Genomic DNA, 26,239 nt, shown 5'->3' on the forward strand with positions numbered 1-26,239 from the left:
GAGAGGCGAAGAGAACTCGCTCAGCGCGAACGCGTCACCCGCCAGATCGTGCCGTTGCCATCCTCCGACACCAGCAGCGATCCGTCCTTCGCCACGGCGACACCGACCGGACGTCCCCACACCTCACTGTCGCTCACGACAAAGCCCGTGACGAAATCCTCGTACTCCCCGGTCGGCTTGCCATCCTTCATGCGGATGCGGATCACCTTGTAGCCGGTGCGCTTGGAGCGGTTCCAGGAGCCGTGCTCGGCGGCGAAGGCGTCACCCTGGTATTCAGTTGGAAACTGCGTGCCCTGGTAGAACGTCATGCCGAGCGAGGCCGAGTGCGGCTGGATCAGCACGTCCGGCACCGTCACCTTGTCCTTGAGGTCCGGCCGCGCGCCGGCATGGCGCGGGTCCTCATTGCCGCCGATATAGAACCACGGCCAGCCGTAGAACGCGCCCTCCTTCACGCTGGTCACGTAATCGGGCACGAGATCGTCGCCGAGACCATCGCGCTCGTTGGTCGAGCACCAGGGCAGCCCGGTCTGCGGCTGGATCGCGAGTCCGACGCAGTTGCGGATGCCGGTGGCGTAGATCTTCCGCTCCTTGCCCTCAGGCGTGAAAGCCAGAACCGCAGCGCGCTCGGTCTCGCTCGCCCACGTCGCGCCAAGCGGCTGCGCTTTCGACCAAGCATCCATCCCGCCCGGCGGCATGCCCATGCCCTCGGCGACGTTGCTGAGCGAGCCGACCGAGACCAGCATGCGCTTGCCATCGGGTGTGAACACGATGTCGCGGGTGGAATGACCGCCGTCATGCGGCAGGCTCGCGACAATCGTCTCCGCCTTGCCGCGCGGCTTGAGATCGCCGGCCTGATAGGGAAAGCGGACGACGCTGTCGGTGTTAGCGACATAGACCCACTGCGGATTGTCGCCGTTCGGAAAGAAGGCGATGCCGAACGGCTGCCGCAGGCCGCTGGCAAACACCTCGTTGTTTGCGATCTTGCCGCCCTCTCCTGCACGAAGCACGCGGATGCTGCCCGCCCGCGTCTCCGCGACGAAGACGTCGCCGTTCGGCGCAACCCGCACGATGCGCGGGGCGCGCATGCCTTCGGCGAACAGCTCGATCTTGAAACCCGCCGGGACCTGCGGCGAGGCATCCGATGGCCGCGACACCACGCGCGCGGAGCTCGCAACCGACCGGGTGGCGCCGGGCCTGACCAGATCCTGCGGCCGGATCAGCCTGACCGTGCCGGGCTTGTCGGACTGCCAATCGCCATAGGCGTCCTTGCCCTGCAGCACCACCTCGCCCTGCGCAAATGTCGCCGCCGCCAGCAGAGCCACCGCAGACATCGCCGCAGTCGAAATCCTGCTTTTCACGTCGTTGTCCTCCCGGCCTGCACGTCTCAAGCGTCAACGCCGATCGTCCCACAATGGTCTGCGACGGGCAAAACGCCTGCCGCATCCCACATCAGCTCATGCCCGCACGATGTGCATCAGCCGCAGCCCATCGTACTGGAAAACACCGCGGATAGGTGCGAGACATTGTAAGGGCACGGCCGCCGGGTGCGGTCATCAAAGCTGCGGCATCCATGTCGCACCTGGTGGGGTGATCATGTGGGGATCCATCATATCGGAATGGGCGAGCCTGCTGCTCCGCTGGCTGCACGTGGTGGCGGCGATCGCCTGGATCGGCAGTTCCTTCTATTTCATCGCCCTCGACCTCAGCCTCAAACCCAGGAACGATCTGCCTGACGGCGTGCAGGGCGAGGCCTGGCAGGTCCATGGCGGCGGCTTCTACCGGATCATGAAATACCTTGTCGCGCCCACCCAGATGCCGGACGAACTGACCTGGTTCAAATGGGAAGCCTACACCACCTGGCTGTCCGGCTTCGCGCTGATGGTGGTGGTATACTATCTCGAGGCCGACCTGTTCCTGGTCGACAAGTCGATCCTCGATCTCACGCCATTCCAAGCCGGCCTGTTCAGCTTCTTCAGCCTGGCGCTGGCATGGCTGCTCTATGAGGCCGCCTGTCGCACCGGGCTGGCGCAGCGCGAGCTGCCCTTCGCCATCGGCGGCTATCTGTTCCTGGTCGCACTCACCTACGCCTTCACCCATGTGCTGAGCGGCCGCGGCGCTTTCAACCAGATCGCCGCGATCATCGGCACCATCATGGTCGCCAATGTCTTCACGCTGATCATCCCGAACCAGAAGAAGATCGTGGCGGCGCTGGTGGCCGGACAAGCGCCCGATCCGAAGCTCGGCAAGACCAGCAAGGAGCGCTCGGTCCACAACAACTACCTGACGCTTCCGGTGGTCGTGCTGATGATCAGCAACCACTATCCCCTGCTCTACGCGACGAAATTCAACTGGATCATCGTCGCGATCATCCTGGCGCTCGGGCCCGTGATCCGCCACTTCTTCAACGAGCGTCACGCCGGACGTCAATCGCCGTGGTGGGTATGGGGTGTGGCCGCCATCGGCGTGATCGCGATCCTTTTCCTCTCCGCCGCCGGTCCGCGCGAGGTGAAGACGGGCGCGCTGTCGGCGCCGGTCACGGTCGCCAATGTCGAAGAGATCGTGATGTCCCGCTGCAGCATGTGCCATGCGGCCGAGCCGGTCTGGGCCGGCATCGTCACCGCGCCAAAGGGCATCCTGCTCGACGCGCCCGAGCACATCCAGCGCAACATCCGCCTGATCGGCCGCGTCGCCGCCTGGTCCAACGCCATGCCGCCGGGCAACGTCACCGAGATGACCAGCGAGGAGCGCGCCATCCTCGCAGCCTATATCGAGCAGGCCCGCTGAGGCCGGCACGCGCCGATGGCGCATTTCGCGGAATGAAATTCCGCATCCCCCGCCGAATTGAAAATGACTTGACCGCCTATCCGGCGTAGACAGGTCCAGCGGCTCTAGGTCGCTGTCCAGTTCAGTTTGCATCCGGGGATAAGAACAGTGGCCCTCAAAAACGTCATCGGTATCGACCACGCCGTCGTCATGGTGAAGGACCTCGACAAGGCCGCCGAAAATTATCGGCAGCTCGGCTTCACCATCTCCCCGCGCGGCACCCACAGCGCACATATGGGGACCGGCAACTACACCATCATGTTCGACCCGGATTATATGGAGCTGCTCGGCGTGCTCGTGGCGACCGAGCACAATGCGCCCGCCCGCGCCTTCGTCGAGCGGCATGGCGAGGGCATCGAGCGTATCGCCTTCACTGCGGTCGACAGCGCCGCCGGCGCGGAGGAGATCCGCGCGCGCGGCCTGACGCCGATCGGCCCCACTGATTTCGAGCGCCCCGTGACGCTGCCTGACGGCACGATCTCGGCGGCGAAATTCCGCACCTTCATGTGGCCGACGGCGGAAGCGCCGGGCGGCGTGCGCATCTTCGCCTGCCAGCACAAGACCCGCGAGACCGTGTGGATCCCCGAGCTGATGAAGCACGCCAATGCCGCGAAGCGGATCAAGCAGACGCTGATTGCGACGCCTGAGCCCGCGCAGGAAGCAGCACATCTCGCCCGGTTGATCGACCGCGAGCCGAAGGCGGAGGCCGACGGCGCCGTGACCGTTCCCTCGGGCGGCGAGCGCGCCGACTTCGTCTATCTGACGCTGGACCAGCTCGGAAAGCGCTATCCCGGCGTTCCGCTCGCCGGCCTTTCCGAGCGCGGCGGTGCGGCTCTGGTGCTCGTCAGCGGCGACCTCGCGGCGACCGAGAAGGCGCTGGGCCCGGCCGCCGTGCGCAGCGGATCTGCGATCTGCGTGCCGCCGGCCAGGGCCAACGGCACCCTGCTCGTCTTCATTGCCGGCTGATTTGAACTAATTCTTTAACGCGTGTTTACCCGGCGGCTCTATGATTCCCGGCCATCCAAGTCGCCGGGACCAGACGCATGTTCAAAGAGGGATCGCCGATCGCCTACGACGCGCCGGCCGAGCTGAAGAAGTGGCCGTCGCTGAGGGGCGAGCGGCAGAAGGATCGGGGCCCGCCCTATCTCGTCTACAACGGTACGCTCGCCGATTGCGTCCGCGAGCTCATGGGCAAGCCGATCAAGGGTATCTCGCTCTACGACATCATGACGAAGCCACAACCCGCCTTCGATCAGACCGTGCTGTCGCCCGGCGATGCCGCCGAGATCGCGATGCGCAAGGATTTTCCCAAGGCCTAACCGCCGCGCGACCGTTCGCGCGTCGCGCCAGCCCGCGCGCCCGTAGACCCGCGGGGTCGACGGCGCACGTTCTCCTATTGGACTCCCGTACTAACACCGGCTGCCCTGCGGAATCGCACCTTCGCCGCAATTACGGTTAATGAAGTTCTCGTCACCGGCGCACGCGCTGGTCGTTCCCCCACAGTTCGAGGACTCCCACCGAGATGCGACTTCTCATCGCGGCTTGCGCTGCCTTCCTGATTCTGATGTGCGACATCGGCTCGTTGTCGCCGTCCTCGCAGACGCCAAGCTTCGACCAGGTTGCTCTCAAGACCGATCGCGCCCCCTCGCTGGTTCCCCTCGTCGAACTCTTCCTCGCAAGCGTGGAAGCCATCGAGCTCGCAAATGCGCCCGCCTCGCCCGTGGAGACGATGGAGCCCGCGCCCACGGTGGAAATTGTGTTTCAGGCTCCGGCCTCGCCGACCGAGAAGTTCTGTCACGCGTTGAGGGAGGCCGCCGAGGCCAGCGGCATTCCCGTGCCGTTCTTCGCGCGCCTGCTCTGGCAGGAGAGCCGCTTCCGCTCCAAGGAAGTCAGCCCGGCCGGCGCGCAGGGCGTCGCGCAGTTCATGCCGGAGACGGCCGCGGAAGTCGGCCTCGACGATCCCTTCGATGCCATGAAGGCCTTGCCTGCGTCGGCAAGGCTTTTGCGCAAGCTCCGCGACGATTTCGGCAATCTCGGTCTCGCCGCGGCCGCCTACAACGCAGGACCCGGCCGCATCCAGAAATGGCTCGCCAGGGAAAGCGAACTGCCGCGCGAGACACGCGACTATGTCCGCATCATCACCGGCACCAGGGCCGAGGACTGGACCGAGCACTCGGAGGGCCTCGCGATCAGGATCGACCTACCGCGCGAAGCGCCATGCGAAGGGATCGGCAGCCTGTCCAAGTCGAAGGACGTCGCGTGGGTTCCGGTGAACCTGACGCCGTCGGTCGTCACCATCATACGCAAGGCCGAGCAGCTGGCGGCGCGCCTGTCGGCAAACCACGCGCGCAAGCGGCTCGCATCCCTGCTCCGCAAGAACGGCCCCGCCCATGGCAAGGCGCGCAGCATGATCGCGGCGCGCGCGGCCGGCAAAGGCGCCAAAGCCCGCGCCATCCGGCTCGCATCCCGCGAATGATTTTCGGGCCAAAAGCGCGGATTGGGAAACCGCTCGATCGAGCGGCTTCCAATCGGCATCCGGACTAGTCGATCTCCTCGATGACGCGGCGTTCGCGAGGCTCGATGACGTAGGTCCGCGTATCGCGATGGATGTAGCGATATTCCCGCAGGTCGGGCGCATCCCGGTACACGGTGCTCGGGAATTCCTCGACCTCGACACTCTCCGGGACGCGATCACCCACATGGATCTCGGTGCGTGCGGTGCTGCCGGTGGTCCGCGCCTCGCTCCGTCCCTCGGTGCGGGTCTTGGCGTGCTTGCGGATCACCTCGCGATCGCGATCCGAGAACTTGCTGGCGCTGCGCTCGCGCGTGGTCGTCGTCGCGGTGGACTGTCCGGAATACGGCAGGACCGTCACGATCTTGTAGCTGGCGGGGTCGACCACGACGATCTGGTCCTTCACCAGCGCGAAGCTGTAGCCGCGATATTGCGGCACGATCTCGACCACATCTGGCGGCAGCGTCGATAGCTGGATGTCGCGCGGCACCACCGTGCCGACATTCAGCGAGAAATTGACGTTGGTCAGCGGCCGGACGTTCAGGTGCGAGATCGAGGCGCTGATCTTGGTTTCCTGCTGGCGGTTGAGGTTGACGTCACCTTGTGCAGCAGCCTGCGAACTGGTTCCCGACCGTTCGCCCTGAGCCTGATTGCTGGCCGGCGCATTCGGCGCCTGCTGAGCCTGATTGGTTCCGGTCGCGCTGGGCGCCTGCTGCGCCTGGTTGCTGCTGGACGGCGGCGGATTGGAGCGATCCTGCGCCTGGTCCGTGTTGGTCGCCGGTGGATTGGCGCTCTGCTGGGTCGCAGGCTGGTTCCCGGTTGTGCTCGAGCTGGCCGTCCCGCTTTGCGGCCGCGAAGACGTGTCCGTGCTGTTGGCAGCATTGGAGGTGCCGGAGCCGGTGTTGGCCCCTGACGGAGGTGCGGTGGTCTGCGTATTCTGCGCCGCTGTCGGTGATTGCTGCGGTTGCGATGTCGACTGCTGCTTGTCGGCCGCACTGGACGGCGAACTGGTGGACGGCGCCGCCGAATTCGATTGGGATTGCGGGGTCTGCTCGGGCTTCGTGTTGGTGCCCGGCGATTGCGCGACGGCTGCGCTTGCCAGCACCAGGCCCAATGCAGTTGTTGCCAACAGTCGGATCATGCTTCTCTCCCTTGTCCGGTTCAACTTTGGCTACTAACCGGCACTGACAAGCTCAGTTCCAGTTTTGCCCGACCTAGAAGCCGCCAGGGAACTTGCATGCCATCAAGGAGCGCCGGGATCATCGCCTACCGCAAGCGCGGGGATATCGAGGTTCTGCTCGTGCATCCCGGCGGGCCGTTCTGGCGCAACAAGGATCTCGGCGCGTGGTCGATCCCGAAGGGCGAGTATGCAGACGGAGAGGACGCGGAAATCGCCGCGCGGCGTGAATTGGTCGAAGAGTTGGGACTAGAGGTGACGACGCCGCTGATCGCGCTTGGTCACGTCAAACAGCGCGGCGGCAAGATCGTCACCGCGTTCGCGGTCGAGCTCGACGTCGATGCGGACGGAATTCGCAGCAACACGTTCGAAATCGAATGGCCACCGCGCAGCGGCAAGCGGCAAGCCTTTCCCGAGGTCGATCGCGCCGCGTGGTTCACGGTGCAAGCGGCGCACCAAAAGATCAACGCGGGACAACGTCCGCTGCTCGAGCGCCTCGCGCAACTCGCCGCGCGATCATAGCCAACCCAAACGCCCCCTACTCCGCCTTGATGTTCGCTGCAGCCACGACCTCGGCGAGCTCCTTGGTCTCCTTCGCGATCTTGGCGGCATAGTCGTCAGGGCTCAGCACGCTGACGACGCCCTGCGAGCCGAGCTTCTCGGCGACCGCCGGATCCTTGGCGGCAGTGACGATCTCCTGGTGCAGCGTCTGAAGGACCGGCGCGGGTGTCGCCTTCGGCATGAAGAAGCCGACCCAGAACGAGATGTCGAAGCCGGGATAGCCGGCTTCCGCGACGGTCGGCACGTCGGGCAGCGCCGGCAGCCGCTCGGCCGAGGACACCGCGAGCGCGCGCAGCTTGCCGGCCTTGACCAGCGGCACGGCTGAGAGCGGATCGAACACCGCCAAGACCTCCTGCGCGAGAATGCCGACCTCGGACGCAGCGCCGCCGCGATAGGGCACATGAATCAGCTTGATCCCGGCCTTCTGGGCGAGCAGCTCCATGGCGAGATGGGCGAGGTTGCCGTTGCCGCCGGAGCCATAGGCGAGTTCGCCCGGCTTTGCCTTCGCAGCGGCCACGAGATCGGCGACGGTCTTGATGTCGGCGGTCCTGGGATTCTCCGGATTGACCACCAGCACCAGCGGCGCCGAAACGACGGTGGTGAGCGGCGCGAAGTCTTTTTCCGGATCGTAGCGGATGTCCTTGAACAGCGTCTTGTTCAGCGTGATGGTGGAGGAGTTGCAGGCGAGCATGGTGTAGCCGTCCGCGTCCGCATGCGCGACGCCTTCGGCGGCGATCATGCCGTTGGCACCGGCGCGATTCTCGACCACGAAGGGCTGGCCGAGCCTGTTGCCGACACGATCACCGACGATGCGCGCGACCACATCGACGGGGCCGCCCGCGCTGAAGCCGACCATGATCTTCACCGGCCGCGACGGATATTTCTGCGCGAGCGCCTCGCTCGTCGGCGCAGCGGCGCACAGTCCGGCGATCAGCGCCAGCAGGCGGGCCGTTCGTTGCATTCGTTCCCTCCCCAACCTCTTGGCGCCGCTTGTGCATGTTTGTTGGTGCGGCGCACTCAATGACCATGATGAGCGGACGAGCCGGATTCCGCAATCGCGTTTGCATCTACGCGCGCCGGGCAATTCCGCCGTGCGGCACGTGAGCCGCTATCTCAACAAAAAAGTGCGAAAACAACCCCATGCACAGTAGCCGGCCTCTGCGGGATCAATGACTTGCGAGGCAGACTCGCGACTTCTGATTTCACTAAATCGATTTGACCCGTCGGGCAAAACAGTGGCAGAATGGCATCATCGCGATCGCCGTGAGCATCCACCCCGCCCTGAATGGGCGTCTCGCGGCGGCTCCGCGTAAACCCCTCATCGACATCTCAAAATCGCAACCGCCGGGCCGAGCGCCATCGGCTTCGCTGACGGCGGCCCACGCGCACGCGCCGGCAAGGGACACACCAACATGACGACAGCTCCAAAACGCAACTGCACGACATCCATCGCGGCGAACGGCGACGGCAGGCCCGCAAGCCCGCGGATCAGATTGCATCGGCGGCGCATCGCGATCGACCATCCCGATCCGCAAGCCGGCGAGCGCCTGCTCGCCGACGCCCTCGGCGCGGTCGACCGCGACGCGTTACACGGCATCCTGAAGCAGCTCATGAAGGCGAGCGTGATCGGCCTGAAGCCGGACGAGGCCAATCTCGCCTTCATGGTTTCGATGATGAAGAGCATCGCCCCCAGGGATTCCATCGAGGCCATGCTCGCGGCGCAGATGGTGGCGGTTCACGCGATGGCGATGCGCTCCGCCTGCCGCCTTGCCTTCACCGACGACCTCGCGCAACAGGAAAGCGCCACACGCGCCCTGACCCGGCTGGCCCGCACCTTCGCGGCGCAGACCGAGGCCCTCGGCCGACATCGCAACAGCGGGGAGCGCGCGATCACCGTGCAGAACCTGTCGGTGCAGGACGGCGGCAAGGCGATCGTCGGCAACCTCACCCAGCATGCGAACATGATCGTCGCGGAAGCGGGCCCGAGCGACGCAAGGCAGGGCGCCGTCGCATGACCGGCCGTCATGCCCGCAACACCCTCCCGATGCGGACCAGCCGCCGCTGCGGCGCCAGGACCCGCAGCGGCGAAGCGTGCCGGTCGCCGGCCGCGCACGGCAAGGCGCGATGCCGCATGCACGGCGGCGTACCGGGATGCGGCGCACCACTGCGAAACCGGAATGCGCGCAAGCATGGACTGTTCGCGAGGGAAGCGATCGACGAGCGAAGGCAGATCGATTCCCTGCTGGATGATGCGCTTGAGCTGCTGCGGAACTTGACCTGACGGCGTCCGGCCGGCGTGGATTACGGACGGACGCGTGCGGCTTCGAAATACCCGCTGCACACGGAACTTCTCGCTGTGGCGCCACTTTGACTGGGCAACGGAAGCATGCCCGATGAATGCCGAAACGGAACTCAAATTCCGCCTTGCGCCGCGAAAGCTGTCATCCGTCTTGCTCGCCGGCGCTTCGAACGGACGACGCGGCGACCGGACGGAGCAGGCGCTGGTGTCAACCTATTACGACACGGCCAAGCAGAAGCTCAGGCGACATGGTCTCACGCTCCGCGTCCGCAAGGTCGGCGATCGCTACGTGCAGACGGTGAAGGCGGGCGGCTCCGGAACGGTGACACGCGGCGAATGGGAACATGAGGTCGCGGGCGCAAAGCCCGACTTCAAGAAGATCAAGAACACGCCTCTTGCGGACCTCGCGTCCAAGAAACTTCCGCGCAAGCTACGACCGGTGTTTCAGACCGAGGTCCATCGCACCACCGAGGCAAGACGGGTGCGAAAGAGCCGGATCGAGCTCGCCGTCGACCGCGGCCGCATCGGCGCCGGACGGCGCTCGCGGCCGGTTGCCGAGCTCGAGCTGGAATTGAAATCCGGGCAGGTCGCCGATCTATTCCGGCTGGCGCGCAATCTCGAACGCAGGACGGGCGCAGAGCTCGATCTCCGCTCGAAGGCGGAACAAGGCTTTCAACTCGTGACGGGAAACGGCGCCGGCGCGCAGCACGCCGAGCCGATCGCGCTGAAATGCGAGCTCTCGCCGCGCAATGCCTTCGGCGTGATCGCGCATTCGACGCTTCGCCAGATTACGGCGAATGCCGATCCGGTGCGGGACATGGACTCCGAAGGTGTCCACCAGATGCGCGTCGGCTTGCGGCGCCTGCGGGCCGCGATCTCGCTGTTCTCCGGCATCATGCCGCGCGCCAGCACGGAGCGGATCAAGGCCGAGCTCAAATGGCTCACAAGCGAGCTGGCGCCGGCACGCGAGATCGACGTCTTCCTCACGGAAAGCATTCTGCCGATCGCGGGCCAAGGCGTCCCGAAACGCGGCGCTCGCGCGATCGCCAAGACGTTTTCCGCAGAGCGAAGAGCCGCCTTTGCGCGCGCCCGCGAGGCGGTCGAATCACCGCGCTACCGCCGCCTGCTGATCGATGCGATCGAGTGGATCGAAACCGGACAGTCGCGCGCCGATGACGACCAGTCGATTGCTGCCTACGCCGCGGCGATGCTGGACCGCCGGATCAGGAAAGCGCGCAAGCAGGGCAAGCACCTGGATGATCTCGACCCGGTGCAGCGTCACAAGCTGCGGATCAAGATCAAGAAGATCCGATACGCCATCGACTTCTTCAAGAGCCTGTACAGCGATCGCGACCAGAAGCAGCTCGCAACTCTCTCCGATCAGCTGAAGCAGATCCAATCCGCGCTGGGATCGCTCAACGACTTCATGACGCATCGCGAGCTGGCGACGGAGACGGCGTTGGCGGCGCCGCCCGCCAACCGGCGCGCCCAGGCTTTTGCATCGGGATTCATCGTCGGCCGGGAGCGTGAGGCGGCGCGCGGCCTGATGAAGGACGCCGCCGGGGAGCTACATCGATTGCACCGGCTGCACATCGCGCCGGGCAAGTGACCACGGGAGAACCGGGATGTCATGGGTCGGCAGTTGGCGGAATCAATTCGGCTCCATCCTGCGCATCATCAGCGAGACGGACGAGCGCATCGAAGGCACGTTCGAGACGGCGCTCGAGGACAGCGGCTTCTATGGACAAACGGTGCAGGTCACCGGGTTTCATCGGGGCAATTGCATCGGCTTTGTCGCCGTGGGCTCGTCCGCGACAGGCGACCGCGTCGTTTCGTACACGGGATTGTTGCGCCACGGGAAAATGGAGACGGCCTGGTTCGTGGTCGCCGACCAGGCGCTGACGGCAGCCAGCGAAGGCGACCCCGCCAAGCTCAAGCCGTTGAACTGGTGGCGCGCCGTGACAACCAATGTCGACACTTTCGAGCGGACATAGCGTTCGGTCTCCGCTGCAACCGCTGCGCGCGTTGACGCGATGACGTCGAGGCTGGCGTTCGCCCCACTTGTGTCAAGGACGCCACGAAAGTTCCTCATTCCCCGGGTTCGCCGTCGTATTTTGGTCCAGCATTGTTCCTTCTCTGCGGCGGGGCAGGCTTCATGAACCTGGAGACCTGCGATGTTCCGTCGTGTTGCGTTTGCGTTTGCCTTTATTTGCATTGTTGCGATTTCACCCGGCGCTGCCGATGCACGCCCCGCGCGATCACTCCTCGCGGCGCCGCCGCGCGAGTGCAATGTCATCATGCCCTGCGACTTCTCCGGCTCGAACATGCGCGCAACGGCATCGCGACTGCGCGCGCCGCCGGAGGTGGCCGGACGCGTTGCCGTCATGCGGGTTGCGACCGCGGAAGGCGCAAGCCAGGTCGTCGGCGGCCGTCCATCCGGCTGCCCACGCTCCTTCTGCGGTTGCGCGGCGTCGATCCGCGTGTTTGGCCACATCGTGCCCGGATTGAATCTGGCTGCGAACTGGCTGCGCTTTCCGCGGACCTCGCCCGCGCCCGGGATGGTCGCCGCGCGGCACGGGCACGTCTTCGTTCTCGAGCAGCATGTCGGCGGAGACGTGTGGATGGCCTACGACGGCAATTCAGGAGGCCGGGCCACACGCATCCACGCGCGATCGTTGCGGGGTTATGCGGTGGTGAATCCGCGGGTCGGGTGAGGCGGCTGCAGGTGCCGCGCGTTGACCTGGTCGCGCAGGCGATGACAGAGGTCATCCAGCAGCGCCTGGAGCTCTTCGAAATTCACCACGGTCCGGTCAGCTTGCGCGCGCTCGGTCGTGCCTGGCGCAAAATCGCTGCGCAGGCGCATCAAATGGTTCAGCCGCTGGCGGCCGCTCGCCGCCCGGCTTTCCGCAAATTCGAGATGCTCGAGGTCGTGGCTGAGCGTGTCTTCCTCCGCGATCAGCAGCTTGAGGATCGTGTCCCGGTTATGAGGCGGAAGATCGTTGCCGTTCAGGAGGCCGATGTAGTGGTCGATGTTGGCACGGGCGACATATCGTTGCATGACGCTTCTCCCGGTCGATTTTGGCATGCCAACACAAAGAGGAAATCGAGGCAAGCGACGGTTGGCGCCCTCCAGGCGCCGCGGAGATCGCCAACGGCGACGAGGGCGTGTACCCATAATGCAAGGTCAGCTTATGGGGACCGAATTTTGTAATCGGCCATAGGATTACTGCTGGTGACCCCAAAGCGGACGCCGGCCTCCCTTGGACAAGATTTGATCTCGGATACTGCTATAGCGACGAAGAACGCGATCCGCTGAGAGATCAAGGGCCCATGTACGACCCAACAGGGAGTACCACCATTTTTCCATCGCGATTGACGGCGGCGACGTTGTTGCCGTCTTGTTGGAAATAGCAAAAGCGCTCACCCTTGGTTACGCCAGCCCATTCCGACACCGCGTTGATGAAAAGCTAGGAGGGGACATGCGCAAATCTGTCCGTGGTACCTTCGTCGTCGCGCTAGGTCTTGCCTTTATCGGTGCAACATTCGGAGCAATTGCAGCAGAAGAGCCTCACAAGGCTCAACTCGACACGTTGCGCAAATCGCTGGAGAAGTACCAGGACTACAAGGTAGCCGTGCGCGACCTCTACCTGTCGACGGTGGGCTGCGTACATTATTCCGGCGAGAAAATACCGCACCACATGGAGTATGCCAAAGGCGCTATGGGAGTGCACTTTGTCAATCTCGCGGTGCGAGGCGCTCCCGATCCGATGAAGCCCAACGTCTTGATCTACGAGCCCGTGGGCAAGGAATTGAAGCTCGTAGCTGTTGAGTGGCTGGTGCCTCTAACGGCAGATACCACGCAGCATCCCTCTCTCTTCGACCAACCCTTTATGGGCCCGATGGAAGGACACGAGCCGCTCATTCCAAAGGAGTTTGTGCATTATGATCTTCACGCCTGGCTGTTCAAGGACAACCCGCTCGGCATGTTTGCGCCCACCAACCCGAATGTTAGCTGCGAGGGCTATGACTTTTCCCTGCTGGAAACGCCGACCATGATGATGCCGGGCCCATAAGCCAACCGCGAGGTCAGCTTCTGGCATCTTGCCGACCTGCGCTCGAAGACCCGAAACGTCTGCTTGCAGGAGATGAGCCGACCAAGGTGAAGCAGCCCGCCAAGGGCCGCCTTTGGACCCTAAACAGACATTGCGTTTCCGGCGAGATCATTCATTGAATGCTCCCGCGACAATGATCTGCGCCGCACGACGACAGATATCGCACGCCTTTCCCTCGAGACTGGAAGTGTCCGGCGTCGCTTCGGCCCAGGAATAGTGGACCACTGTTCCTCCGAACCATCGAGATGTTCGTCGGAGGTTATCATGACAGACCGCAATAGTTCATGTCGCCTTCTGGCCCAGACGCGACCTTCAGCCGCCTCTTCTCGTTGTCCAGCTGCTGAGGCATGAGCAGACATCCGGAGCACGCAACCAGCCCGACGCCTCACCCTCGCGGAGCCGTTGCGGCGCCTCGAACGGTTTCGAAATTGGCGCGCTGCAGCGCGGCTCGTCTCTCCGCGATGGCATTGCTCAACAGCTCAAGCACCAGCCCAAATGCCGCGAGTTCTTCTTCCTCGATAGCGCCATCATCGTAGCATTCGAGCGTTTCACGGATGATGGCGTCGGCCTCGCGCTGCAGGGACAGAAGCTCCTGGTTGGAGTCCGCGGTTCGCGCGCTGGAAACCATGGCGAGGATTCTCTTGCGATGGCTGGTGTTCTCCTCCCTTTCATCGCGATTCAAATAGCGCCGCAACCAGGCGACGGCCGAACCGATTCCGGAGAGAAGGAGGAGCCCGAACCAGAAGTAATCGCCGTACCGGTCGAGGAAGGTGCGTTCATTGCCGTCGATCACCGCCGCCGCCCCCCGATGGACCGGCAGCTCGGTGTCCTTCTCGAGGTCCGGCTTGGTGATGTGGGCGGCACCCGGCACCTGCCTCGCGATCGCCTGACGAACGGCAAAGAGCTGCCGAAAAAACGCGGCCACCGTCGTTTCAGACAAGGTCTTCTTTGCCACGATGAGATGACTGACGCTGACCGTCTCGACCTTGTCCTCCGGCCAGGCCGGATCCGCATTGAAGACGCTGGGCGGAATCTCCTCCGATTCATACCGGGGGTGCTTCAAGGCAATCGCTTCCGACGTCTCGATGGCGAGAAATTTCGGCTCGCCACGTGTGCGCGCCGTTGCAGCGACGGCGTCCGAAGTGATCTTGCTGTCGAGCGGCCCGACCGCCATGAATGCATCGAGGCTCGCATCGCGCGCCAGTTCCTCGATGTTATCAGTGCCAAAGTGCGTTATCGCGACCTTGTCCGCCGCGACGCCGGAGCTGCTCAGCACCACCCGCAGCAAGGCGGCGTTCGCCGCGGTCCGCCCGATGACGCCGACATGGCGTCCGGCGAGATCGGCGACTTCCTTGATTTTCGGCGCGGGCTTCCTTTTCGAGTTCTTGCCCGCAAAGTTCTTGCCCGCAAGCCCGGACGGCGCCCAAAGCACAACGAAGTTCTTGCGCACGACCGCGACGGCCTGCGCCTCGGCGGGCATGTCCAGGTCGCCGCGGCCGACGGCCAGGTCGGCCTTGCCGGCGCCAAGCAGGGCAAGAGACTCTGCCGCGCCCTCGGTTTTGATCGGGGACAGCCGGACAGCTCGGCTCTCGCTGCCGAAGGCATCGGCCATCGCCTGGACGACCTTCTCATCGTCGCTGCCCGGCGGCCCGACGGCAATCCGGAGCGTGTCCGGCCGCAACGCGTAATAGAGCGCACCCGTTGCGGCGCCAAAAACAAGAAATCCAACTGCGAGGGCCAGCAGCAGGGAATTGCTCCTTCTCCGCTCTCGGCGGGCCGCTTCACCGGTCGTCTGACTTGTACTCTCGGAGGAAGACATTGGCGCTGCCGCAGATCAGGACGCTTGCCGCTTCCAGGCATACCGCGTTTTCCCGAGAACAACGTCTTGGCGGCCCGCTTGGTTCATATTGGCTGCCGGGCAAGCCCCGCGTCAGAACGCCCCCCGGCCCGTTCTGGACTGATCTGCCCTCACGTCTGGTCGGCTCTGCGCCGACACGCACCTGCCGCTGTTGGCACGCGCCCTCCGATCGTGTAACGGCACCAAAAAGCTTGTCGGGACGGATGCTCAATGGGTGCTGCCAGTGATAACGCGGGCGATACCAGCCGCGCGCTGATCTTCGCGCTCGTGGCGCTTGCCTGCGGGCACATGCTCTCGACCTTGCTGCGCACGATACCGGCCATCAGCCTCGACCTGATGGCGGCAGATTTCCGCATCGAGCCGCAGGCGCTGGCGAGCCTCACCGCGGTCTATCATTTCGCGTTCGCGGCCTCGCAGATCCCGGTCGGCGCGGCGATGGACCGGTTTGGCGTGCGGCCGGTGTCGCTCGGCCTCTTGGCAGGAACCGTGTTCGGCGCGGTGGCCTCGGGGTTTGCGACCGGACCTTCGAGCTTTGCGGTCGGGCAGTTCATGCTCGGCGTCGCCACCTCGGGCATGCTGATGTGCCCGATGACGCTCGCGGCCAAGCAATTGTCCGCCGCGCGGTTCGGGTTATGGTCGGGCGCGATCCTGTCGATCGGCAATATCGGGATGCTGCTGTCGTCGAGCCCGCTCGCCTTCGTGATCGACAATTACGGCTGGCGCGCCGGGTTCTGGATCTCCGCGATCGGCGGCATCCTCGTCGCGCTCGCGGTGTTCGTGCTGGTGCCGAGCCAGCCGGCCGAGCACAAGGATGATTCCTCGCCACTGTCGCAGATGATCGAGGTGATCAGGCTCGGCCTGTCGCGGCCGCTGCGCGGCGTAATCGCGCTGGCGCTGGTCTCGCTGGCAAGCTCCCTGGTGCTGCGCGGCCTGTGGGGCGGACCGTGGCTGATGGAGATCAAGGGACTGACGCGGGTCGAGGCCGGCAACCAGCTCGGCGCGTTCACGCTGGCGATGATCGCCGGGCCGCTGCTGGTCGGCATGATCGACCGCAGGCTCGGCCGCCGCCGCGAACTGGTCGCCGGCACCCACGCATTCGCGGCGCTGCTGCTCGCGCTGATGGCACTCGGAGCCCCGCACCTTGCCGTTGCATGGCTGTTCGGCGTGACCGTCATGCCGCCGCACTACGATCTGGCACTGTTCGTGCTCATCGGGCTCTTCACCTCCGCGCAGCCGCTGCTGTTCGGCATGTCCAGGCAACTCGTCGACGCGCAGGTCGCCGGGAAAGCGCTCGCGGCCGTCAATCTCGCCTTCTTTCTCGGCACCGCGTTGATGCAGTCCGCCACCGGCGCGGTGGCGGCGCTCGCGGGGCTGCCGGCAGTGCTGGTGTTCACGGCGGCAGCGCTGGCGCTCGGCGTGCTGATCTTTTTGATCTATACGCGGCCTGTCTGAGCCCCTTGCGAAATGCAAAGACGCAGGAGATGCTGCGCCGCTATCTGCATCAAGGGAATTCGAGTCCATGCCCGTCGACACCAAAGCCGCCACCGATCGTCTCATGCGCTTCCTCTCGATCGAGGGCGTCACCGGACAGGAGGCGGCGATCGGGCGTGAGCTCACGGCCGCGCTGAAGGAGGCCGGCGTGCCGGCAAGAGCGATCCGGCTCGACGACGCCAACACGCGCATTCCCGTGCCCACCGAGACCGGCAACCTCATCGTCGACCTGCCCGGCCGCGGCGCGCTGCACAACCAGCCGCGGATCATGTTCATGACCCACATGGACACGGTGCCGCTGTGCGCCGGCGCCAAGCCGAAGAAATCCGGGCGCAAGATCGTCAACGAGGCCAGGACCGCGCTCGGCGGCGACAATCGCTGCGGCTGCGGCGTGCTCGTGACGCTGGCCGCCGAGCTCGCCAAGCAGAAGCTCGATCATCCGCCGATCACGCTGCTGTTCTGCGTGCGCGAGGAGAGCGGGCTCTACGGTGCGCGCCACGTCAAGCTGGACGAGCTCGGCGCGCCGGTGATGGCGTTCAACTATGACGGCGGCTCGGCGTCCAACGTCGTGATCGGAGCCGTCGGCGCCGACCGCTGGACCGTCGAGATCTTCGGCCGCGCCTCGCATGCCGGCGTCGCACCCGAGCGCGGCATCTCCTCGACCATGATCATGGCCCTGGCGCTCGCCGACGTGAAGGCCGGCGGCTGGTTCGGCAAGGTGGTGAAGGGCAAGAGCCAAGGCACCAGCAATGTCGGCCCCGTCACCGGCGGCGAAGGCCGCCCCGCGGGCGATGCCACCAACGTCGTCACCGACTACGTCCATGTGCGCGGCGAATGCCGCAGCCATGACGGAAAATTCTTCAAGGAGATCACGAAAGCCTACAAGGCCGCGTTCGAGAAGGCGGCCAAGAAGGTCACCAACGCGCAAGGCAAGTCAGGCAAGGTCAAGTTCAAGGCCGAGACCGACTATTATCCGTTCCGCATGAAGGACAGCCAGCCCGTCATCAAGCGCGCGGTCGAGGCCGTGTCCGCGGTCGGCGGGACCCCGAATGTCCGCACCGCCAATGGCGGCCTCGATGCCAACTGGATGGTCCGCCACGGCATTCCGACCGTGACCTTCGGCGCCGGTCAGAATGAGGCGCACACGGTGGACGAATGGATCAATCTCGACGAATACGACCGGGCCTGCGCGCTGGCCGTGCAGCTCGCGACGATGCGGTGACTTGCGTGGTCCGGTTCGCGCTCGCGGGATTTGCGCTGCTGGCGCTTGCGGGCGCGGCCGGCGCGGAAGAGGACAACAGCGCCTTGCTGGTCGATCTCTTCGCGAAGATCTGCGCGCCCAAGCCGGCCAAGCCAAGCCAGGTCGAACGCATCGCAACGGGTCAGGGCTTCGTCAGCGACGGCGGCCCGATCACGGCCGAGATGGAGCGTGGGCCCAGGATGGACCTTCTCTACTCGGCCAAGCTGATCAGGCGGGGCGAGAGACTCGGCAGCATGACGGCCTATTTCGCAGGACCCGACGATGCTCCGAGCGTGACCTGCACGGTGTCGGCCGTCGGCGTCTCGGCCGACGCGCTACCCGGGCTGATCGAAACATCGTTGAAGGCGCGTGAGCGGACCAACAAGCCGTCCAGCGACGACGATCATCATCTGGCGAGTTGGCGCGTCGGCTCCGGCAGTGGCGACACCCTCGATATGTCGGTGTGGCGAACCTCGCCGCACCGGGCCTCGATCACCATCAATTACTACGCCACCAAGCGGTGAGCGGGTTCACCCGCGCCGCACCGCATTGTTCCGCGTTGCAGACGCGCCAGGCGCATTTACAGTGCCAGGCACACGACGACCCACGAACCAAAAACAAGAATCGGGAGGCCACATGCCACACATCGCAACCATCGAGACCGGACTCTACCGGATCCCTCTCCCCGTCACCCTGTCGGACTCGACCCACGGCGAGATCGCGGCGTTTGAGCTGATCACCTGCCGTATCCGCGATGCCGATGGCGCCGAAGGCGTCGGCTACACATACACGGTCGGGCGCAATGGCGGGGCTGTCGCCGATATCCTCGGACGCGAGATTCCGCCGCTGGTCCAGGGCCGCGAGGCCGATGATACGGAAGCGATCTGGCATCATGTCTGGTGGGGCTTGCATTACGGGGGGCGCGGCGGGCCGTCGGTGCTGGCGCTCTCCGCGCTCGACATCGCGCTGTGGGATTTGAAGGCGCGGCGCGCGAAGCTGCCGCTGTACCAATTGCTCGGCGGCTTCGATGCGCGCGTGCCGTGCTATGCCGGCGGCATCGACCTCGATCTCTCGGTCGAGGCGCTGCTCGAGCAGACCGACGGCAATCTCGCCAAGGGTTTTCGCGCCATCAAGATGAAGGTCGGCCGGCCCGATCTCAAATCCGACGTCGCGCGCGTCGCGGCGATGCGAAAACATCTCGGCGACAGCTTTCCGCTGATGGCGGATGCCAACATGAAGTGGACGGTGGAGGAAGCGATCCGCGCTGCCCGCGCGTTCGTTCCCTACGACCTGACGTGGCTGGAGGAACCGATCATCCCCGACGACGTCGCCGGCCACGCCCGCATCATGCAGGCCGGCGGCGTGCCGATCGCGGCGGGAGAAAATCTGCGCTCGCTGTGGGAGTTCAAGAATTACATCGCCACCGGCGCGGTGTCCTATCCCGAGCCCGACGTCACCAATTGCGGTGGCGTGTCCGCCTTCATGAAGATCGCGCGGCTGGCGGAGGCCTTCAACCTGCCCGTCACCAGCCACGGCGCGCACGACATCACCGTGCACCTGCTCGCGGCCTGTCCGAACCGCTCCTATCTCGAGGCGCATGGTTTCGGGCTCGACAAGTATATCGAGCATCCCTTGGTGCTTCAGGACGGCATGGCGCTGGCGCCGGAGCGGCCGGGCCACGGCATCGGCTTCGACTGGAAGGGTCTGACGAAGCTGGCGGCGTAGGGCTCCGTCATGCCCGGGCATCGACGTTCTTCGTGCGACAAGCGGGACGTGGATGGCCGGGTCAAGCCGGCCACGACGATGCAGTTGCACGCGAGGCATTCCAAGGTGCTTGATGCAGTCGCCCGATATTCGGCTATGCTGGCTGCAAGCCGGCCCTCCCAGTGAAAGATCCCCTGCCTTGACACCCGAACTGTACCAGAAACTGACCGCGTGGCGGCGGCATCTGCATGCCCATCCCGAACTGTCGCTCCAGGAGAAGGCGACCGCCGCCTTCGTGCAGGACAAGCTCACCGAGCTCGGCATTCCCTTCGAGGCCGGCGTCGGCGGCCACGGCATCGTCGCGACCTTGCGGCGCGGATCGGCACAGGGCCGCGTCGGCCTGCGCGCCGACATGGATGCGCTGCCGATCACCGAGGACACCGGCCTGCCCTACGCCTCGACGACACCGGGCGTGATGCATGCCTGCGGCCATGACGGGCACACCGCCTCGCTGCTCGGCGCCGCCGCGCTGCTCGCCGCCGACACCGGCTGGAGCGGCACGGTCGATTTCATCTTCCAGCCGGCGGAGGAAGGTTACGGCGGCTCGCGCGCGATGGTCGCGGCCGGGCTGTTCGAGCGCTTCCCGATGCAGCGCGTGTTCGGCTTCCACAACTGGCCCGGCCTTCAGGCCGGCTGCATCGCGGTTCATGACGGCGTCGTCATGGCCTCCGGCGGTCGCGTCACCATCACCATCGACGGCCATGCGGGACACGCCGGCATGCCGCATCTGACGCGCGATCCGGTGATGGCAGCGGGCCATCTGATCGTGGCGTTGCAATCGATCACCTCGCGCAGCGTCGATCCGCTCGACACCGCGGTGCTCTCGCTGTGCACGATCGAGGGCGGCACCGCGCCGAACCAGATCGCCGGGCGCGTCACGATCCGCGGCACGATGCGGTTTCATCGCGACGAGATCAAGGACGTCATCCTCAGCGGGATCGAACGGACCTGCGCGGGCATCGCGACGAGCTTCGGCGTCAAGGTCACGCCCGAGATCGTCATGGGCGTCGGCGTCGTCATCAACACGCCGGAAGAGGCCGGCCTGGCGCGGCTCGCCGCAGAGGCGGTGCAGGCGCCCATTCGCCGCGACCTTGCGCCGAGCATGGCCGGCGAGGACTTCGCCTTCTACCTCAAGCATCGGCCCGGCGCCTTCGTCTGGATCGGCAACGGCGAATTGCGCGACGGCGCCGAGCTGCACGGCCCCCGCTACGATTTCAATGACGCGATCCTTCCCGTCGCATCCGGCTGGATGGCCGAGGTCGCCAAGTCCGCGCTGAGCGCGAACTGAAGCCGGATCATGCTTCAGGAATGCCCGTGGCTCCTCTGGACCGGTTGCGCTAGGATGGAAGCTGGTTCGAGCCAGCGGGATCACGATGAACCGGCGCGAATTCGTTTCGGGATTGACGGCTGCAGCCGCGTTTGCCGGCATGGCGCCGACGGCCGCGGCAGCCGAAGGCAGGCGGGTCGCGCTGGTCATCGGCAACGGCGCCTACAGGAACGTCCCGGTCCTGGTCAATCCGCCGAACGACGCCAGCGACATCGCTGCAGCACTGAAGCGGCTGGGCTTCACCGTCTCTCTGGCCACGAACGCCAGCTTCGAGGAGATGCGGCGCGGCCTGATCGCATTGGGGCGCGAGGCCGCCGGCGCCGACATGGCGGCCGTGTATTTCGCCGGCCACGGCATGGAGATCAACGGCCAGAACTGGCTGATCCCTGTCGACGCAGAGCTGAAGCGAGACACGGACGCGGCGAATGAAGCCATCAACCTGCAAAGCGTGATGTTGCAGGTGTCCAATGCCACCGGCCTCGGCCTCATCATCCTCGACGCCTGCCGCGACAATCCTTTTGCGGTCAGGATGAACCGCTCGCTCGCCACGCGGGCAGCCACGATGGGCGGGCTCGGCCGCATCGAACCCACCGGTAACGTTCTCGTCGCCTATGCCGCGCGCGACGGCACCACGGCGCTTGACGGGGATGCACGCAACAGCCCGTTTGCCGCGGCGCTCCTGCGCAACATCGAAGCGCCCGGCGTCGAGGTGACCTTCATGTTCCGCAATGTCCGGGACGACGTGATGGAGGCGACCGGCAACAAGCAGCAGCCGTTCGTCTATGGCTCGCTGTCACGCAAGGCGATCTATCTTGCCGGCCCGCCGCCTGCAGGTGCCGACGCCGCGCTGCCGCCCGGCCCGCTTCCGGCCGCCGTCTCTCCCGCTCCGCCGCGCAGACCGACGTCGCCCGCGATCGATCCCGCGCTGGTCGGCACCTGGGAAATCATGGTGCGGAATGGCCGCGGCCAGTCGCGCTGGATCTGGGAGATCATGGACGACGGGACCTACAGATTCCACGCCGAGCCGCAGCACTCGGCGCGTCCGCACGAAGGCACAATCACTGCCGCCAACGGGCGCTGGACATTGCGTGCCCTCAGGGGCCTGTCCGGCTATAGTGACGGCGGCGCATACGAGATCCACGATGCGCTGGCGGTGATCACAGGCAAGCTGGGCACCGGCGCCTGGAAACGCAGCGCCGAATAGGGGCGGTCTCGGCTGGGATGCTGCTGCCCCGGTGAAGCGCTGCATCCTGATCGCCTATGCTTGACGCACGACGTCGGGACCGCCCCTCCGGCATGGTCAGCAGTGGCGACAGATGATCAGCTTGCGATCGATCTCCTCGTCGAGACGTCGCAGCTCGGTGTCGACGGGCAAGGTCTGCACAGGCTCGAGCAAGTCGCTGGGCCGCGGCTGTCGGTGTCCGACGGGAGCTTGCCGGTACAGGTCCGCGAACCTTGTCGGGGTGAGACTACCGGGCGGGACGATCGTCGAGCGGGCGCCGGCGCGCGCGCCTTCTCCCGCCCTGAGGCTCGAAACCGGCCAGAACAATACCGTAGCTGCGACGATGGTCATACCAAGTCTGATCGACATCATTCTTCTCCTATCGCGGGGACATTGCGAAGCCGCGCCGATCCTGGATAGAAGATGCCGGCTACCCGGCCATGTCGCCGCGACGCTATCGCGTTACGGCTGAAACCGTCCTCAGATCAGGCTTCAGGAAACTCCGGCGACTCGTCTCGATCTGCCGCCCGTCGCGGACGAGGCGAGGCTCCGCGCCAGCACGCCGGCGAGCTCCGACGACACCAGCGGATGATGGACGAGTTCGGTGATGCCCGACGTCTCGAGCGAGGGCATCGCCAGGTCACGCGTCGAGGGCGCCGCCAGGATGATCGGCAGAGCCGGCGCGGCATCATGCAACGCCGCCGCGACATCGAGCGAGGAGCCTCCCGGCAGATGGCACACCAGCGCAGCATCGAAGCGGGCGTGCGCGGCCCGGCAGGCGGCGATCGCTTCCGCCAGCCGGGTGAAGCCGACGGGTTCATAGCCCAGCGCCGCGAGGATCTCCTCATAGCGCAACAGGCGGCGGCGGTCGGTGTCGATCACGAGCACGGTTTCGCCGGCGCCAAGGAGCGCCGGATCGGAGCCGTGCGACGGCAGCTGCGGCTCGTCGGGCTCGCCCGACGGCAGCCAGACGTCGAAGCGCGTGCCGGCGTCGGGCCGGCTCCGGACCGCGATGGCGCCGCCATGCTGCTCGACGATCTCGCGCACCGTCGCGAGCCCGAGGCCGTTGCCGTCCGGGCGGGTGGTGAAGAACGGCTCGAAGATCCGCTCCAGCGTCGCCTCGTCCATGCCGGGACCGGGATCGCTGACCGAAATGACGATGAAGCGGCCAGGGCCGACTTCGCTGCGCCCGACCGGCAGCGGCCTTGCGAGATCGCAGGTCTTGATGCGGAGCTCGATGCGGCCGGGCTCCTTCATCGCCTGCGCGGCGTTGTTGCACAGGTTCAGGATCACCTGCTGCAACTGGGCCGGCTCCCCGGTCACGACGGACGCTTCGGCGGTTTCGCTCACCTCGAGCCTGACATAGGAAGGCAGCGAGGCGGCGAGCAGCGCCCTGGTTTCGTCGAGCAGGGTCTTGACGCAGACGCGCTCCCGCCGGCCCTCGCCGCGGCGGCCGAAGCTGAGAATCTGCTCGACCAGCTCGCGCGCCCGCTCGCCGGCCCGGCGGATCTCGGCAAGGCTCGCGGCGGGCCGGCTTCCCGACGGAATGCGCGCGTCGGCCATTTCGGCGTAGCCGAGAATTGCACCGACGATGTTGTTGAAGTTGTGGGCGATGCCGCTGGCAAAGGTCCCGATGGTCTCCATGCGGCGTGCCTGCTGCAGGCTCGCCTGGAGGCGCTCCTTCTCGCCCTCGAGCCGGGCCCGCCTGATCGCGTTGCCGATCGCATCGAAGGCCATGCGAAACAGCGAGACCTCGGACCAGTAGGTGAGCGCGTCGCCATGCACGGCATCGAAGCCGAGAATTCCGTCGCGGCTTCCGGAGGCCGCCATGATGCAGAGCCAGCCGCTCACGCCGGCTTCAGCGAGCAGGCTCATGGTGTCCTGGGGATGCGGACAGTTCACCTGAGGGATATAGACGATGCCGTCCTCGCGGCCATCAAATCGCTGCGCGAAGTCCAGCACCCGCTCCGGCCAGCCCTGCTCGAATTCGATGCCTTCGCGAGACCAGCGATAGGTATGCACCGTCGTGCCGGCAACGCAGGCGAAATAGGCGCGATCCGCGCCGATGCATCCGGCAAGCTCGCGAAGCGCCATCCCGACGTCCGCGGCGATCCGCTCGGGGCTCGAATTGATGAACAGCATCGAGATGTTGGCGATCACATGCTCGAACGCGGCGCGGCGGCGCAGCGCCATGGCCCGCTTGCGGAGCAGCATTCCGAAATAGATGATGCCGGAGAGCAGCAATAGCGAGGTGATATACTGGAGCAACCGCGTCTTTCGCGCCGAGGCGCGCGCGGCGAGCTGACGCTTCAGGATGACCGCCAGCATGGCATCCTGCTCACGGTTGTTGGAATCGGCGACGAGCGTCCTCAGGATGGTGTCGATATCGGGCAGCAGGTCGTGCAGCATCTGCCCGTGCGTCAGCAGCGCCCGGACCAGATCCTTCTCCGCCGGCGGCGCTTGCAGTTGCGCCAGCTCTTCCAGGCGGTCCTCGACCTGGCGCGCAGCGGCATCCGAGGTGTCGAGCGTCAGGCGCAGCATGGCAGCCGCCAGCGCGGAGGCGGCGGTCACAAGCGGCCGGGAGTCCGATTCGGCCAGCCTGTCGCTGAACAGGCCGAAATAGGCAAAGGAGTTCTGCAGCAACGCATTCCTGCTCTTGAACCGCTCGATCAGGCTCTCCTGCCGCTCGGCCCGCGCCGACAGGACGTCGATGACCCTCGTCTGCTCGGCGTCGAGGCCCGCCGTGTCGCGCAGTCGCATCAGGGCATCGTCATAGGCGTTCACCATCTGCACCAGCGCGTCGTAATTGCGCGACAGGCCGGCGCGCGCGGTGAGGACTTCCCTGGTCATCCCGCGTTCGAACCGTGTGAAATCCCCGAGCGCCTCCAGCTGGCTGTCGTAGCGCGCCGAATTGACGTTCAGCCCGTTCAACAAGAGCCAGGTGAGGAGCGCCAGCACGAAGGCGACGCTGACCACGGCGGGAGCTGATTTCATGGCGAGCCACCGAGGGGCGCACCGCGATAGGTCCCTGTCAGACTGTTGAGGAAGGCGACGAGCGCCTTCGCCTGCGGGTCCGTCAGCGTCGCGTTCAACTGCGCCAGAGCCATCTTGCGAACCGCGTCATCGAGCGTCGGCGCGCTGCCGTCATGGAAATAGGGGGCCGTTGTCGCGACATTGCGCAGGCTCGGCACGCGCAGGATCTTCGGCTCGGGCGATGCCAGCGGGTGGAATATGCCGTGTCGCTCGAACAGATTGCCGCCGACGTTGACGCCCTGGTGGCAGGCCGAGCAACCCAGCGATTTGAACAGGCGGTATCCTTCCAGTTCGTCGGCCGAAAGCGCTGCGTCGTCGCCCTCCAGCCAGCGATCGAACCTGCTGCCCGGCGTGAGCAGCGTGCGCTGATAAATTGCGAGCGCGTCGATGACGTCGCCGCTCTCGGGACGCCTGCCATAGGCCGCGACGAAACGATTGCGCATGTCGGGATCGGCATCGAGCTTTGCGGAGATCTCCGCCGCGCTGCTGCCCATCGTGTGCCGGCTCTCCAGCGACGCCTTGATGTCGGCCTCGATGGTCCGAAATTTCCCTTCCCAGCTGAAACGAAAGCTCAGCGTCGAATTGAAGACGGTCAGCGTGTTGAGCGCGAGCTCCACCCCATCGATGTCGACATCGTGCCGGCGCTGGCTCGCACCGTTGGTCGCGATATCGTGGCAATACTGGCAGGAGCGGGAATTGTCATGGGAGAGCCGCCGATCGCCGAACAAGCTCTCCCCAAGCGCCGCCTTCAGCGGATCGACGGTGGGAGCCGGCGGAATCGGCGTGATCGGCTCCCCGCGATCCAGCACTGTTACCGGCG

At 65.6% G+C, this 26,239-nt stretch carries 25 protein-coding genes; 17 read left to right on the forward strand and 8 right to left on the reverse strand.

The annotated features are described in order from the left end of the window. Positions 1 to 20 precede the first annotated feature (20 nt). The gene (locus tag A5906_RS12590; protein ID WP_080135700.1) at positions 21 to 1,358 is read right to left on the reverse strand and encodes a PQQ-dependent sugar dehydrogenase; all 1,338 of its coding nucleotides are present in this window, start codon (positions 1,356 to 1,358) and stop codon (positions 21 to 23) included. A gap of 235 nt (positions 1,359 to 1,593) precedes the next feature. On the opposite strand from A5906_RS12590, the gene A5906_RS12595 reads away from it, so the two are divergent. From A5906_RS12595 to A5906_RS12610, 4 genes are all read left to right on the forward strand, one after another. Further along, positions 1,594 to 2,784 carry a urate hydroxylase PuuD gene (locus A5906_RS12595; RefSeq protein WP_080135701.1) on the forward strand — a complete coding sequence of 397 codons (1,191 nt, stop codon included), beginning with the start codon at positions 1,594 to 1,596 and terminating at the stop codon, positions 2,782 to 2,784. 147 nt (positions 2,785 to 2,931) lie between these two features. Then, complete coding sequence (locus A5906_RS12600) at positions 2,932 to 3,789, forward strand: VOC family protein (RefSeq protein ID WP_080135534.1); 858 nt, start codon at positions 2,932 to 2,934, stop codon at positions 3,787 to 3,789. Positions 3,790 to 3,866: 77 nt separating this feature from the next. Then, on the forward strand, positions 3,867 to 4,142 hold the full coding sequence (locus tag A5906_RS12605) for a hypothetical protein (protein WP_080135535.1): 276 nt from the start codon (positions 3,867 to 3,869) through the stop codon (positions 4,140 to 4,142). 203 nt (positions 4,143 to 4,345) lie between these two features. Next, positions 4,346 to 5,299 (forward strand): lytic transglycosylase domain-containing protein, encoded by a 954-nt coding sequence (locus tag A5906_RS12610; protein ID WP_080135536.1) that lies wholly within the window; start codon positions 4,346 to 4,348, stop codon positions 5,297 to 5,299. Positions 5,300 to 5,363: 64 nt separating this feature from the next. Here the strand turns inward: A5906_RS12610 and A5906_RS12615 are convergent, their stop codons facing one another. Then, positions 5,364 to 6,476, reverse strand: coding sequence for a DUF1236 domain-containing protein (locus A5906_RS12615; RefSeq protein ID WP_080135537.1), 1,113 nt, complete (start codon positions 6,474 to 6,476; stop codon positions 5,364 to 5,366). Between the two features lie 96 nt (positions 6,477 to 6,572). On the opposite strand from A5906_RS12615, the gene A5906_RS12620 reads away from it, so the two are divergent. Next, entirely contained in the window at positions 6,573 to 7,034 is a 462-nt protein-coding gene (locus A5906_RS12620) for an NUDIX hydrolase (protein WP_080135538.1), read from the forward strand. 16 nt (positions 7,035 to 7,050) lie between these two features. Here A5906_RS12620 and A5906_RS12625 read toward each other — a convergent pair whose 3' ends face one another. After that, the gene (locus A5906_RS12625) at positions 7,051 to 8,034 is read right to left on the reverse strand and encodes a Bug family tripartite tricarboxylate transporter substrate binding protein (RefSeq protein ID WP_080135539.1); all 984 of its coding nucleotides are present in this window, start codon (positions 8,032 to 8,034) and stop codon (positions 7,051 to 7,053) included. 451 nt (positions 8,035 to 8,485) lie between these two features. Between A5906_RS12625 and A5906_RS12630 the strand changes: the two genes are divergently transcribed. The 5 genes from A5906_RS12630 (at position 8,486) to A5906_RS12650 (ending at position 12,086) form a co-directional block, all read left to right on the forward strand. Beyond that, positions 8,486 to 9,088 (forward strand): hypothetical protein, encoded by a 603-nt coding sequence (locus A5906_RS12630; protein WP_080135540.1) that lies wholly within the window; start codon positions 8,486 to 8,488, stop codon positions 9,086 to 9,088. Next, positions 9,085 to 9,354, forward strand: coding sequence for an HGGxSTG domain-containing protein (locus A5906_RS12635; protein ID WP_080135541.1), 270 nt, complete (start codon positions 9,085 to 9,087; stop codon positions 9,352 to 9,354). Before A5906_RS12630 ends, A5906_RS12635 begins: the two co-directional genes overlap by 4 nt. A 112-nt stretch (positions 9,355 to 9,466) precedes the next feature. Further along, positions 9,467 to 10,981 carry a CYTH and CHAD domain-containing protein gene (locus A5906_RS12640; RefSeq protein WP_080135542.1) on the forward strand — a complete coding sequence of 505 codons (1,515 nt, stop codon included), beginning with the start codon at positions 9,467 to 9,469 and terminating at the stop codon, positions 10,979 to 10,981. 16 nt (positions 10,982 to 10,997) lie between these two features. After that, complete coding sequence (locus tag A5906_RS12645) at positions 10,998 to 11,366, forward strand: avidin/streptavidin family protein (RefSeq protein WP_080135543.1); 369 nt, start codon at positions 10,998 to 11,000, stop codon at positions 11,364 to 11,366. Between the two features lie 180 nt (positions 11,367 to 11,546). Then, complete coding sequence (locus tag A5906_RS12650) at positions 11,547 to 12,086, forward strand: hypothetical protein (RefSeq protein WP_080135544.1); 540 nt, start codon at positions 11,547 to 11,549, stop codon at positions 12,084 to 12,086. On the opposite strand, the gene A5906_RS12655 is transcribed toward A5906_RS12650, so the two are convergent. Beyond that, a complete protein-coding gene (locus A5906_RS12655) occupies positions 12,056 to 12,430 on the reverse strand; it encodes a hypothetical protein (protein WP_080135702.1) in 375 nt (124 codons plus the stop codon). The genes A5906_RS12650 and A5906_RS12655 overlap by 31 nt on opposite strands. 421 nt (positions 12,431 to 12,851) lie before the next feature. Here A5906_RS12655 and A5906_RS12660 point away from each other — a divergent pair, with 421 nt between their 5' ends. Beyond that, positions 12,852 to 13,445 carry a hypothetical protein gene (locus A5906_RS12660; protein ID WP_080135545.1) on the forward strand — a complete coding sequence of 198 codons (594 nt, stop codon included), beginning with the start codon at positions 12,852 to 12,854 and terminating at the stop codon, positions 13,443 to 13,445. 424 nt (positions 13,446 to 13,869) lie between these two features. On the opposite strand, the gene A5906_RS12665 is transcribed toward A5906_RS12660, so the two are convergent. Continuing rightward, positions 13,870 to 15,303: a TAXI family TRAP transporter solute-binding subunit gene (locus A5906_RS12665; RefSeq protein WP_136615185.1), complete on the reverse strand. Its 1,434-nt coding sequence runs from the start codon at positions 15,301 to 15,303 to the stop codon at positions 13,870 to 13,872. A gap of 249 nt (positions 15,304 to 15,552) precedes the next feature. Between A5906_RS12665 and A5906_RS12670 the strand changes: the two genes are divergently transcribed. The 6 genes from A5906_RS12670 (at position 15,553) to A5906_RS12695 (ending at position 22,368) form a co-directional block, all read left to right on the forward strand. Continuing rightward, entirely contained in the window at positions 15,553 to 16,794 is a 1,242-nt protein-coding gene (locus A5906_RS12670; RefSeq protein ID WP_080135546.1) for an MFS transporter, read from the forward strand. A 67-nt stretch (positions 16,795 to 16,861) separates the two neighbouring features. Continuing rightward, a complete protein-coding gene (locus A5906_RS12675) occupies positions 16,862 to 18,055 on the forward strand; it encodes a M20/M25/M40 family metallo-hydrolase (protein WP_080135547.1) in 1,194 nt (397 codons plus the stop codon). A 5-nt stretch (positions 18,056 to 18,060) separates the two neighbouring features. Then, the gene (locus A5906_RS12680) at positions 18,061 to 18,597 is read left to right on the forward strand and encodes a hypothetical protein (RefSeq protein WP_080135548.1); all 537 of its coding nucleotides are present in this window, start codon (positions 18,061 to 18,063) and stop codon (positions 18,595 to 18,597) included. 112 nt (positions 18,598 to 18,709) lie between these two features. Beyond that, entirely contained in the window at positions 18,710 to 19,798 is a 1,089-nt protein-coding gene (locus tag A5906_RS12685; RefSeq protein WP_080135549.1) for a mandelate racemase/muconate lactonizing enzyme family protein, read from the forward strand. 178 nt (positions 19,799 to 19,976) lie between these two features. Beyond that, on the forward strand, positions 19,977 to 21,125 hold the full coding sequence (locus A5906_RS12690; protein ID WP_080135550.1) for an amidohydrolase: 1,149 nt from the start codon (positions 19,977 to 19,979) through the stop codon (positions 21,123 to 21,125). A gap of 85 nt (positions 21,126 to 21,210) precedes the next feature. Continuing rightward, a complete protein-coding gene (locus tag A5906_RS12695; protein ID WP_080135551.1) occupies positions 21,211 to 22,368 on the forward strand; it encodes a caspase family protein in 1,158 nt (385 codons plus the stop codon). A 96-nt stretch (positions 22,369 to 22,464) separates the two neighbouring features. Here A5906_RS12695 and A5906_RS12700 read toward each other — a convergent pair whose 3' ends face one another. The 3 genes from A5906_RS12700 to A5906_RS12710 all read right to left on the reverse strand — a co-directional run. Then, positions 22,465 to 22,755 carry a hypothetical protein gene (locus tag A5906_RS12700; protein WP_136615186.1) on the reverse strand — a complete coding sequence of 97 codons (291 nt, stop codon included), beginning with the start codon at positions 22,753 to 22,755 and terminating at the stop codon, positions 22,465 to 22,467. Between the two features lie 123 nt (positions 22,756 to 22,878). Next, positions 22,879 to 25,380 (reverse strand): two-component system VirA-like sensor kinase, encoded by a 2,502-nt coding sequence (locus A5906_RS12705; RefSeq protein ID WP_080135553.1) that lies wholly within the window; start codon positions 25,378 to 25,380, stop codon positions 22,879 to 22,881. After that, on the reverse strand, positions 25,377 to 26,239 hold an 863-nt coding region (locus A5906_RS12710), incomplete at its 5' end, for a cytochrome-c peroxidase (RefSeq protein WP_430642375.1). The genes A5906_RS12705 and A5906_RS12710, both read right to left, overlap by 4 nt.

This window comes from Bradyrhizobium sacchari, from assembly GCF_002068095.1.
Lineage (GTDB): Bacteria > Pseudomonadota > Alphaproteobacteria > Rhizobiales > Xanthobacteraceae > Bradyrhizobium > Bradyrhizobium sacchari.